Origin of the sequence: Pseudomonas cyclaminis (assembly GCF_015163715.1) — a bacterium.
Taxonomy (GTDB): Bacteria; Pseudomonadota; Gammaproteobacteria; order Pseudomonadales; family Pseudomonadaceae; genus Aquipseudomonas; species Aquipseudomonas cyclaminis.
In genome coordinates this window covers 45915-56643 of record NZ_JADDUM010000095.1, presented here as the reverse complement: position 1 = coordinate 56643, position 10729 = coordinate 45915, and the positions used below count along the sequence as shown (strand labels likewise).

General features: G+C 54.8%; 10 protein-coding genes, 4 tRNA genes and 1 rRNA gene. All 15 read left to right on the top strand.

Features of this window, described 5'->3' with window-relative positions:
• Positions 1–93: ribosomal RNA gene (gene rrf / locus IQK56_RS13680) — 5S ribosomal RNA — on the top strand; the annotation flags it as partial.
• A gap of 167 nt (positions 94–260) precedes the next feature.
• Entirely contained in the window at positions 261–1220 is a 960-nt protein-coding gene (gene birA, locus IQK56_RS13675; protein WP_193863631.1) for a bifunctional biotin--[acetyl-CoA-carboxylase] ligase/biotin operon repressor BirA, read from the top strand.
• Positions 1210–1959: a pantothenate kinase gene (locus IQK56_RS13670; RefSeq protein ID WP_193863630.1), complete on the top strand. Its 750-nt coding sequence runs from the start codon at positions 1210–1212 to the stop codon at positions 1957–1959. The genes birA and IQK56_RS13670 overlap by 11 nt, the downstream gene beginning before the upstream one ends.
• A gap of 7 nt (positions 1960–1966) precedes the next feature.
• On the top strand, positions 1967–2413 hold the full coding sequence (locus IQK56_RS13665; protein WP_122307020.1) for a hypothetical protein: 447 nt from the start codon (positions 1967–1969) through the stop codon (positions 2411–2413).
• Positions 2414–2555: 142 nt separating this feature from the next.
• Positions 2556–2640, top strand: a tRNA-Tyr gene (locus IQK56_RS13660).
• Positions 2641–2664: 24 nt separating this feature from the next.
• A tRNA-Gly gene (locus IQK56_RS13655) sits at positions 2665–2738 on the top strand.
• Positions 2739–2763: 25 nt separating this feature from the next.
• A tRNA-Thr gene (locus IQK56_RS13650) sits at positions 2764–2839 on the top strand.
• Positions 2840–3000: 161 nt separating this feature from the next.
• Positions 3001–3076, top strand: a tRNA-Trp gene (locus IQK56_RS13645).
• A 45-nt stretch (positions 3077–3121) separates the two neighbouring features.
• Positions 3122–3490 carry a preprotein translocase subunit SecE gene (secE, locus tag IQK56_RS13640; protein ID WP_003194658.1) on the top strand — a complete coding sequence of 123 codons (369 nt, stop codon included), beginning with the start codon at positions 3122–3124 and terminating at the stop codon, positions 3488–3490.
• Between the two features lie 9 nt (positions 3491–3499).
• Entirely contained in the window at positions 3500–4033 is a 534-nt protein-coding gene (nusG, locus tag IQK56_RS13635; RefSeq protein ID WP_003176436.1) for a transcription termination/antitermination protein NusG, read from the top strand.
• Positions 4034–4150: 117 nt separating this feature from the next.
• Positions 4151–4582: a 50S ribosomal protein L11 gene (gene rplK / locus IQK56_RS13630; protein ID WP_003176435.1), complete on the top strand. Its 432-nt coding sequence runs from the start codon at positions 4151–4153 to the stop codon at positions 4580–4582.
• Positions 4582–5277, top strand: a complete 696-nt coding sequence (gene rplA / locus IQK56_RS13625; RefSeq protein WP_003176434.1) for a 50S ribosomal protein L1 — start codon at positions 4582–4584, stop codon at positions 5275–5277. Before rplK ends, rplA begins: the two co-directional genes overlap by 1 nt.
• Positions 5278–5477: 200 nt before the next feature.
• Complete coding sequence (gene rplJ / locus IQK56_RS13620) at positions 5478–5978, top strand: 50S ribosomal protein L10 (protein WP_003232405.1); 501 nt, start codon at positions 5478–5480, stop codon at positions 5976–5978.
• Positions 5979–6056: 78 nt separating this feature from the next.
• Positions 6057–6422, top strand: coding sequence for a 50S ribosomal protein L7/L12 (gene rplL, locus IQK56_RS13615; protein ID WP_053138313.1), 366 nt, complete (start codon positions 6057–6059; stop codon positions 6420–6422).
• Between the two features lie 219 nt (positions 6423–6641).
• Positions 6642–10715: a DNA-directed RNA polymerase subunit beta gene (rpoB, locus tag IQK56_RS13610; protein ID WP_122307022.1), complete on the top strand. Its 4074-nt coding sequence runs from the start codon at positions 6642–6644 to the stop codon at positions 10713–10715.
• Positions 10716–10729: the final 14 nt, after the last annotated feature.

Sequence of the window (10729 nt, the reverse complement as noted above, 5' to 3'; positions counted from 1 at the left end):
ACCACCTGATCCCATCCCGAACTCAGTAGTGAAACGATGCATCGCCGATGGTAGTGTGGGGTTTCCCCATGTGAGAGTAGGTCATCGTCAAGATTAAATTCCAGAACCCCTGTTTGCTAACGCAAACAGGGGTTTTGTTTTGGGCGCTCGGAAAGTACGGCGGGCTGCTTGGAGTGCGATTCAGTGCCAAGCGTCTGCCTTTCTATGCAATGGCCCTGCGCATGGCTATCATGCGTGCCTCATTGTGAGGCGATACTTGCATGCTGACGTTGTTAGAACTTCTGAAAGATGGCCGTTTCCATTCTGGAGAAGCGCTTGGTGCTGCCCTGGGCGTTAGTCGCAGTGCAGTTTGGAAGCAGCTCCAGCACCTTGAGGCCGAATTGAATCTTCCCGTCCATAGGATTCGAGGGAAGGGGTATCAATTGGCTTCTCCTCTTGTTTTCTTGAGCTCTGCGGAAATTCGGCAGCATGCACCTGCTTTGGCGTGGCCTATCCATATCTACGATTCCATTGACTCAACAAATGCTGAAGCTTTGCGCCTTGCGGGTGTTGAGTGTGCAGCTCCCTTCCTGGTGCTTGCGGAGCAGCAAACAGCGGGAAGAGGCAGGCGTGGTCGAAAGTGGGTCAGTCCGTTCGCTCAGAATGTGTATTACAGCCTTGTATTGCGTATTGAGGATGGTCTGCGGCAACTGGAGGGGCTAAGCCTTGTAGTTGGACTGGCGGTCATGCAAGCCCTGCGTGAGTCGGGAGTGCAGGCTGCGGCCTTGAAATGGCCTAATGACGTTCTCGTCGGGCAAAAGAAAATTGCCGGGATTTTGCTGGAACTCGTAGGGGATCCTGCGGATATCTGCCACGTTGTCGTTGGAATAGGTATCAACGTCAATATGCAGAAGGCTGATGAGGTTGATCAGCAATGGACATCGGTGCAGTTGGAGACCGGCTCTCCTGTTGACCGCAATTCGTTGGTTGCCCGTCTTGGTCTGCAGTTGCAACGGTACCTGGATCAGCACAGGGTATTAGGTTTTGCCGCACTTCAGGATGAGTGGGAGGCCAGCCATGCTTGGCAGGGTAGGGCGGTGTCACTCATAGCTGGTGTCAATGGGGTCGATGGGGTTGTGCTCGGCGTTGATCGTCAAGGTGCGTTGCGCCTAAGTGTCGATGGCGTTGAGAAAATATACAGTGGTGGTGAGTTAAGCCTGAGGTTGCGTGATGATTCTTGAGCTCGACTGCGGGAACAGCTTTATCAAGTGGCGTGTGCTTGATTCGAGTCTGGATGGTGCCGCGGTAGAAGGTGTTGCAGGTTCTGATGAGGCATTGGTTGATAGTCTCCTGGCGGTGCCTGGTCTGTTGTTGACGCGTTGCCGGCTAGTGAGTGTGCGTGCGCTGGAGGAGACAGGCAAACTGGTCGCATCGCTTGTGGATGCATTTGGTGTTGCTGTTACCTGTGCTGCTTCGGCTCGTGAAATGGCTGGGGTGCGTAATGGCTACGAAGATTTCGAGCGCTTGGGGCTCGATCGCTGGCTGGCGATGCTTGGTGGATTTAAGTTGGCATCCGGCGCTTGCTTGGTCCTGGACTTCGGCACGGCGGCGACGGCAGATTTTATAGCTGCGGATGGAGAGCACCTGGGGGGCTTCATTTGCCCGGGCATGTCTCTCATGAGGAATCAGCTGCGAACGCATACGCGCAAGATACGGTATGGCGATGCCGCCGCTGAAAGGGCCTTGGAGTGCTTGTCACCAGGTCGCACCACGGTCGAAGCTGTAGAGCGGGGCTGTACGTTGATGCTAAGAGGGTTTGTACTGACCCAGCTGGAGCTGGCCAGGAGCTACTGGGGTGATGACTTCACTGTGTTCCTGACAGGCGGCGACGCTGATCTGGTATTGGATGCTGTGCCGCAGGCTCGGCTCGTTCCTGATCTGATCTTCGTTGGTTTGGCGATGGCGTGCCCGTTATCTTGAGGTGTTTATGCGTTGGCTGTTTTTGCTTTTACTGATCCTCAACGCCTTTTACTACATATGGCATCAACAAGAGGCGCCGTTGCGCGCTAAGGATGTCACTCCTCTGAGTCTCTACCGAGGCACCCAGCAGGATATTCGTCTGCTGAGCGAGTCCTCTGACGCCGTGGTCCGCAGAGAGCGGGCAAAGGCGTCTGATGCGCAAAATACCTGTTTGTATATTGGTGGTTTTGAAGATCAGCGCCAGGCGCAATCTGTCGAGCAGCGCCTCATCAGCCTGGATATAAAGGTCAGGATTCAATTGCTGAGCTTGCCTGATGCCCAGGGTTACTGGCTCCGGGTTGCCCCGGAAAGCAGGCGTCTGGCTGACGATCTGCCCTTTGAAAACCTTGCTAAGGAATTCAATGAGTTAAAACATAAAATAATGCTGTGCGAAGGCATTGCAACTGTCGAATAGTTTGAATAGAATGGCGCCCGCTTCGCAGTGAAGACCTTTAGGGGGATTTGATGAGAGGCGGCGTCAATGCAGCTAACCTCATAATTTAAATGAGAAAATGCTTGACAGAAGGTCGGCGTGATGTAAAATGCCGGCTCGCTTAGGAGGGGTTCCCGAGCGGCCAAAGGGATCAGACTGTAAATCTGACGTCTACGACTTCGAAGGTTCGAATCCTTCCCCCTCCACCATTTTTAGCGTGAGCTGCAAGCTCCGCGGGTATAGTTTAGTGGTAGAACCTCAGCCTTCCAAGCTGATGATGCGGGTTCGATTCCCGCTACCCGCTCCAAGTTTGCAGGTTGTGCAGGTGTTTTGCTCTTGTAGCTCAGTTGGTAGAGCACACCCTTGGTAAGGGTGAGGTCAGCGGTTCAAATCCGCTCAAGAGCTCCATATAACAAGGCAGATATGAAAATATCTGCCTTTGTTTTAACAGCTGCCTCGGCTTGAGGGTTTTGTATCTGGCGATGTTGTCAGGTGATTTCAAGTCTAGTGGGGTTGGTTGTTGTAAAGTCTTTTTCAGGCCTGCATAATGGTCGGCCTGATTTTGTTTTAGGTCAGTAGCTCAATTGGCAGAGCGACGGTCTCCAAAACCGTAGGTTGGGGGTTCGATTCCCTCCTGACCTGCCAGATTCACGTGGTGTGTCTGGCTTTCTTTTCACAGGATCTTCATAGATGACTCCTAAGGCTGAAGCTCAAAGCTCTCGTTTCGATCTCGTCAAGTGGCTCGCTGTGGTCGCATTGGTGGTCGTAGGCGTTGTTGGCAATCAGTACTACTCTGCTTCGCCGATCCTGTACCGCGTTCTCGCTTTGCTTGCTCTTGCTGCTGTAGCTGCCTTTGTAGGCTTGCAGACTGCCAAAGGCAAGTCTTTCGCGGTTCTGGTAAAGGAAGCTCGCACCGAAATCCGTAAAGTCGTTTGGCCGACTCGCCAAGAAACCACGCAGACCACGTTGATTGTTGTGGCTGTTGTTCTGGTTATGGCGTTGCTGTTGTGGGGGCTTGATTCCCTGCTCGGCTGGCTTGTTTCCTTGATTGTTGGCTAAGGGTGTCCCGTGGCTAAGCGTTGGTACGTTGTGCATGCTTACTCGGGTTACGAGAAGCATGTTATGCGCTCTTTGCTGGAGCGCGTAAAGCTGGCAGGCATGGAAGATGGCTTCGGCGAAATTCTGGTTCCCACTGAAGAAGTGGTTGAAATGCGGAATGGTCAGAAGCGCAAAAGTGAGCGTAAGTTCTTCCCTGGCTACGTGCTGGTTCAGATGGACATGAATGAAGGTACTTGGCACTTGGTCAAGGACACTCCTCGTGTCATGGGTTTCATTGGCGGTACTGCTGATAAGCCTGCTCCGATCACTGACAAAGAGGCAGAAGCAATTCTGCGTCGCGTTGCTGATGGTAGCGACAAACCTAAGCCGAAGACGTTGTTCGAGCCGGGTGAGGTTGTTCGTGTCACAGATGGTCCGTTTGCTGATTTCAACGGTACCGTCGAAGAAGTTAACTACGAAAAGAGCCGGATCCAAGTGGCGGTGCTCATTTTCGGTCGCTCTACTCCGGTAGAGTTGGAGTTCAGCCAGGTCGAGAAGGTCTAGCTGAATAAGCATCCCAACCCCGCAGCCTTAGGCTGTGGGGTTTTGTCGTCACTGGGATAAACGCGCAAGTAACCGGGGAGCCTTTCGAGGCGTTTGAACCCGTAATTGGAGTGCCTCATGGCCAAGAAGATTACCGCTTACATCAAGCTGCAAGTGAAGGCCGCTCAGGCCAACCCAAGCCCACCTGTTGGTCCAGCTCTGGGTCAGCACGGCGTGAACATCATGGAATTCTGCAAGGCTTTCAACGCCCGTACTCAGGGTCTTGAGCCAGGTCTGCCGACTCCAGTGATCATCACTGTATACAGCGACCGTAGCTTCACTTTCGAAACCAAGTCGACCCCGGCTTCGGTTTTGCTTAAGAAAGCTGCTGGTCTGACTAGCGGTTCCGCTCGTCCTAACACCGTTAAGGTTGGCACCGTAACTCGTGCTCAGCTGGAAGAAATCGCGAAGACCAAAAACGCGGATCTGACTGCAGCTGATATGGATGCAGCCGTGCGTACCATCGCCGGTTCTGCTCGTAGCATGGGCCTTAACGTGGAGGGTGTGTAATGGCTAAGCTGACCAAGCGCCAAAAGGCTATCGCCGGCAAAATCGAAGCGGGCAAGTCCTACAACTTTGTAGACGCTGCTGCTCTGCTGACCGAGCTGTCGACTGTCAAGTTCAGCGAGTCTGTTGACGTTGCTGTAAACCTGGGTGTTGACCCACGTAAATCCGACCAGGTCGTTCGTAGCGCTACTGTGCTGCCACACGGTACTGGCAAGACTGTACGTGTAGCTGTCTTCACCCAAGGTCCAGCTGCTGAAGCAGCTCTGGCCGCTGGCGCTGATCGCGTTGGCATGGACGACCTGGCTGCCGAAATGAAAGGCGGCGACCTGAACTATGACGTAGTTATTGCTTCCCCGGATGCAATGCGCGTTGTAGGTCAATTGGGTCAGATCCTGGGTCCACGCGGCCTGATGCCTAACCCTAAAGTCGGCACCGTAACCCCAGACGTAGCTACCGCGGTTAAAAACGCCAAGGCTGGTCAGGTTCGTTATCGCACCGACAAAAACGGCATCATTCACACCTCCGTTGGCAAAGTCGGCTTCGACGCCGTCAAGCTGAAGGAAAACGTTGAAGCCCTGATCGCTGATCTGAAGCGTATCAAGCCAGCTTCCTCGAAAGGTATCTACGTCAAGCGCGTTACCCTGAGCACCACTATGGGCCCAGGTCTGGTCATCGACCAAGGCTCGCTGGACGTATAAGACACAGATTGGCGCAAGCGATTGCGTCAATTGGAAAAAATTGGGGTCCCTGCCTGGCGGGGGCTATCCAAGACCGTAGGCGACGCAAGTCTTAAACCAAAAGCCTACGCAGATGGTGCTCCCGGTTCCTTACCGAATCAGACACCAAAACGACATCCGGCTCCGGCCAGATGAAACGGTAACAAGCAGGAGTTAAACCCGTGGCAATTAATCTCGAAGACAAGAAGGCCATCGTCGCTGAAGTCAACGAGGCTGCCAAAGCTGCTCTGTCCGCTGTCGTGGCTGATGCCCGTGGTGTGACAGTAGGCGCTATGACCGGACTCCGTAAAGAGGCTCGTGAAGCTGGCGTATACGTACGTGTTGTACGTAACACCCTGCTCAAGCGCGCCGTTGCTGACACTGAATACAGTGTCCTCAACGATGTGTTCACTGGCCCGACTCTGATCGCGTTCTCCAAGGATCATCCAGGCGCTGCTGCCCGTTTGTTCAAGGAATTCGCCAAGAGTCAGGATAAGTTCGAGATCAAGGCAGCTGCGTTCGAGGGCAAGTTCCTCGCAGCTAACCAAATCGACGTACTGGCAACACTGCCGACCCGCGACGAAGCCATTTCGCAGCTGATGAGCGTGATTCAAGGCGCTACCAGCAAGCTGGCTCGTACTCTGGCTGCAGTTCGCGAGCAAAAAGAAGCTGCCGCAGCCTAAGGCTGAGCAAATTCTCTCGCGTATTTTTGTTTATTTCGATGGCCGCGTAGGCCGTCCCCCAATTCAGGAAATACAGCAATGTCTATCTCCCAAGACGATATCCTCAACGCCGTAGCTGAAATGTCGGTTCTGCAGGTTGTTGAGCTGATCAAAGCTTTCGAAGAAAAATTCGGCGTTTCCGCTGCCGCTGCTTCCGCTGGCCCAGCTGCTGCTGCTGCCGTTGTTGAAGAGCAAACCGAATTCAACGTCATGCTGCTTGAAGCTGGCGAGAAGAAAGTAAACGTGATCAAGGCAGTACGTGAACTGACCGGTCTGGGCTTGAAAGAAGCCAAGGCTGTAGTTGACGGCGCTCCTGCTATGGTTCTGGAAGCAGTGACCAAAGATGCAGGCGACAAAGCCAAGGCAACTCTGGAAGAAGCAGGCGCTAAAGTCGAGCTGAAGTAAGCATCGACATTGCGTCTCCAGCCCAAGCGTTAAGCTGAAGGCTGATGGCTGGTGGCTCTTGCCACCGGCCTTTTTCCGTTCTTGGCTGCCGACTCGGTCGCCGCCATTAACGCGCTGTAGCCACCCGATGCGGTGGTGCAAACCATGGGGTTTGCAAGATTTTCTGGCTGCTCCCGTCGGAGGGGCCAAACAAGCAGGTGACCAAGCTGGGGAACGCTGATGGCTTACTCATATACTGAGAAAAAACGTATCCGCAAGGACTTTAGCAAGTTGCCGGACGTCATGGATGTCCCGTACCTTCTGGCTATCCAGCTGGATTCGTATCGTGAATTCTTGCAGGCGGGAGCGACCAAAGATCAGTTCCGCGACGTGGGCCTGCATGCGGCCTTCAAATCCGTTTTCCCGATCATCAGCTACTCCGGCAATGCTGCGCTGGAGTACGTCGGTTATCGCCTGGGCGAACCGGCATTTGATGTCAAAGAATGCGTGTTGCGCGGTGTTACGTACGCCGTACCTTTGCGGGTAAAAGTCCGCCTGATCATTTTCGACAAAGAATCGTCGAACAAAGCGATCAAGGACATTAAAGAGCAAGAAGTCTACATGGGCGAAATCCCATTGATGACTGAGAACGGTACCTTCGTTATCAACGGTACCGAGCGTGTAATTGTTTCCCAGCTGCACCGTTCCCCGGGCGTGTTCTTTGACCACGACCGCGGCAAGACGCACAGCTCCGGTAAACTGTTGTACTCCGCACGCATCATTCCGTACCGCGGTTCGTGGTTGGACTTCGAGTTCGACCCGAAAGACTGCGTGTTCGTGCGTATCGACCGTCGTCGCAAGCTGCCGGCCTCGGTACTGCTGCGCGCGCTCGGTTACACCACTGAGCAAGTGCTGGACGCTTTCTATACCACCAACGTGTTCAGCCTTAAGGATGAAACTCTAAGCCTTGAGCTGATTGCTTCGCGTCTGCGTGGTGAAATTGCGGTCCTGGACATTCAGGATGAAAATGGCAAGGTCATTGTTGAAGCGGGTCGTCGTATTACTGCGCGCCACATCAACCAGATCGAAAAAGCCGGTATCAAATCGCTGGACGTGCCTCTGGACTACGTCCTGGGTCGCACGACCGCTAAAGTCATCGTTCACCCTGCTACTGGAGAAATCCTGGCTGAGTGCAACACCGAGCTGAACACTGAGATCCTGGCCAAGATTGCCAAGGCTCAGGTTGTTCGCATCGAGACTCTGTACACCAACGATATCGACTGCGGTCCGTTCGTCTCCGACACCCTGAAGATCGACTCCACCAGCAACCAATTGGAAGCGCTGGTCGAGATCTATCGCATGATGCGTCCTGGCGAGCCACCTACCAAAGACGCGGCCGAAACCCTGTTCAATAACCTGTTCTTCAGCCCTGAGCGCTATGACCTGTCTGCGGTCGGCCGGATGAAGTTCAACCGTCGTATCGGTCGTACCGAGATCGAAGGTTCGGGCGTGCTGTGCAAGGAAGACATCGTTGCGGTCTTGAAGACTCTGGTCGACATCCGTAACGGCAAAGGCATCGTCGATGACATCGACCACCTGGGTAACCGTCGTGTTCGCTGCGTAGGCGAAATGGCCGAGAACCAGTTCCGCGTTGGCCTGGTACGTGTTGAGCGTGCGGTCAAAGAGCGTCTGTCGATGGCTGAAAGCGAAGGCCTGATGCCGCAAGACCTGATCAACGCCAAGCCAGTGGCTGCGGCGGTGAAAGAGTTCTTCGGTTCCAGCCAGCTCTCGCAGTTCATGGACCAGAACAACCCGCTCTCCGAGATCACCCACAAGCGCCGTGTTTCTGCACTGGGCCCGGGCGGTCTGACCCGTGAGCGTGCAGGCTTTGAGGTTCGTGACGTTCACCCTACGCACTACGGTCGTGTATGCCCGATCGAAACGCCGGAAGGTCCGAACATCGGTCTGATCAACTCCCTGGCCGCTTATGCGCGCACCAACCAGTACGGCTTCCTTGAGAGCCCGTACCGTGTGGTGAAAGACGCTCTGGTCACCGACGAGATCGTGTTCCTGTCTGCCATCGAAGAAGCTGATCACGTGATCGCTCAGGCTTCGGCCACGATGAACGACAAGAAAGTCCTGATCGACGAGCTGGTAGCTGTTCGTCACTTGAACGAGTTCACCGTCAAGGCGCCGGAAGACGTCACCTTGATGGACGTTTCGCCGAAGCAGGTAGTTTCGGTTGCAGCGTCGCTGATCCCGTTCCTGGAGCACGATGACGCCAACCGTGCGTTGATGGGTTCCAACATGCAGCGTCAAGCTGTACCGACCCTGCGTGCTGACAAGCCGCTGGTAGGTACCGGCATGGAGCGTAACGTAGCCCGTGACTCCGGCGTTTGCGTCGTGGCTCGTCGTGGCGGCGTGATCGACTCCGTTGATGCCAGCCGTATCGTGGTTCGTGTTGCCGATGACGAAGTTGAAACTGGCGAAGCCGGTGTCGACATCTACAACCTGACCAAATACACCCGCTCGAACCAGAACACCTGCATCAACCAGCGTCCGCTGGTGAGCAAGGGTGATCGCGTTCAGCGTAGCGACATCATGGCTGATGGCCCGTCCACCGACATGGGTGAGCTGGCTCTGGGTCAGAACATGCGCATCGCGTTCATGGCATGGAACGGCTTCAACTTCGAAGACTCCATCTGCCTGTCCGAGCGTGTTGTTCAGGAAGACCGCTTCACCACGATCCACATTCAGGAACTGACCTGTGTGGCACGTGATACCAAGCTTGGGCCTGAAGAGATCACTGCAGACATCCCTAACGTGGGTGAAGCTGCACTGAACAAGCTGGACGAAGCCGGTATCGTTTATGTAGGTGCTGAAGTTGGCGCAGGCGACATCCTGGTCGGTAAGGTCACTCCGAAAGGCGAGACCCAACTGACTCCGGAAGAGAAGCTGTTGCGTGCCATTTTCGGTGAAAAAGCCAGCGACGTTAAAGACACCTCCCTGCGTGTACCTACCGGTACCAAAGGTACTGTCATCGACGTACAGGTCTTCACCCGTGACGGCGTTGAGCGTGATGCTCGTGCACTGTCCATCGAGAAGACTCAACTCGACGAGATCCGCAAGGACCTGAACGAAGAGTTCCGTATCGTTGAAGGCGCGACCTTCGAACGTCTGCGTTCCGCTCTGGTAGGCCACAAGGCCGAAGGCGGCGCAGGTCTGAAGAAAGGTCAGGACATCACCGACGAAATCCTCGACGGTCTTGAGCACGGCCAGTGGTTCAAACTGCGCATGGCTGAAGATGCTCTGAACGAGCAGCTCGAGAAGGCTCAGGCCTACATCGTTGATCGCCGCCGTCTGCTGGACGACAAGTTCGAAGACAAGAAGCGCAAACTGCAGCAGGGCGATGACCTGGCTCCAGGCGTGCTGAAAATCGTCAAGGTTTACCTGGCAATCCGTCGCCGCATCCAGCCGGGCGACAAGATGGCCGGTCGTCACGGTAACAAAGGTGTGGTCTCCGTGATCATGCCGGTTGAAGACATGCCGCACGATGCCAATGGCACCCCGGTCGACGTCGTCCTCAACCCGTTGGGCGTACCTTCGCGTATGAACGTTGGTCAGATCCTTGAAACCCACTTGGGCCTCGCGGCCAAAGGTCTGGGCGAGAAGATCAACCGTATGATCGAAGAGCAGCGTAAGGTCGCAGACCTGCGTAAGTTCCTGCACGAGATCTACAACGAGATCGGCGGTCGCAACGAAGAGCTGGATACCTTCTCCGACCAGGAAATCCTGGATCTGGCGAAGAACCTGCGCGGCGGCGTTCCAATGGCTACCCCGGTGTTCGACGGTGCCAAGGAAAGCGAAATCAAGGCCATGCTGAAACTGGCAGACCTGCCAGAAAGCGGCCAGATGCAGCTGTTCGACGGTCGTACCGGCAACAAGTTTGAGCGCCCGGTTACTGTTGGCTACATGTACATGCTGAAGCTGAACCACTTGGTAGACGATAAGATGCACGCTCGTTCTACCGGTTCGTACAGCCTGGTTACCCAGCAGCCGCTGGGTGGTAAGGCTCAGTTCGGTGGTCAGCGTTTCGGGGAGATGGAGGTCTGGGCACTGGAAGCATACGGTGCTGCATACACTCTGCAAGAAATGCTCACAGTGAAGTCGGACGATGTGAACGGTCGTACCAAGATGTACAAAAACATCGTGGACGGCGATCACCGTATGGAGCCGGGCATGCCCGAGTCCTTCAACGTGTTGATCAAAGAAATTCGTTCCCTCGGCATCGATATCGATCTGGAAACCGAATAACACGTGACGCGAAT

Coding starts and splice junctions, on each gene's coding strand:
- birA (WP_193863631.1), top strand. CDS start 261: ATGCTGACGTTGTTAGAACTTCTGAAAGATGGCCGTTTCCATTCTGGA.
- IQK56_RS13670 (WP_193863630.1), top strand. CDS start 1,210: ATGATTCTTGAGCTCGACTGCGGGAACAGCTTTATCAAGTGGCGTGTG.
- IQK56_RS13665 (WP_122307020.1), top strand. CDS start 1,967: ATGCGTTGGCTGTTTTTGCTTTTACTGATCCTCAACGCCTTTTACTAC.
- secE (WP_003194658.1), top strand. CDS start 3,122: ATGACTCCTAAGGCTGAAGCTCAAAGCTCTCGTTTCGATCTCGTCAAG.
- rplK (WP_003176435.1), top strand. CDS start 4,151: ATGGCCAAGAAGATTACCGCTTACATCAAGCTGCAAGTGAAGGCCGCT.
- rplA (WP_003176434.1), top strand. CDS start 4,582: ATGGCTAAGCTGACCAAGCGCCAAAAGGCTATCGCCGGCAAAATCGAA.
- rplL (WP_053138313.1), top strand. CDS start 6,057: ATGTCTATCTCCCAAGACGATATCCTCAACGCCGTAGCTGAAATGTCG.
- rpoB (WP_122307022.1), top strand. CDS start 6,642: ATGGCTTACTCATATACTGAGAAAAAACGTATCCGCAAGGACTTTAGC.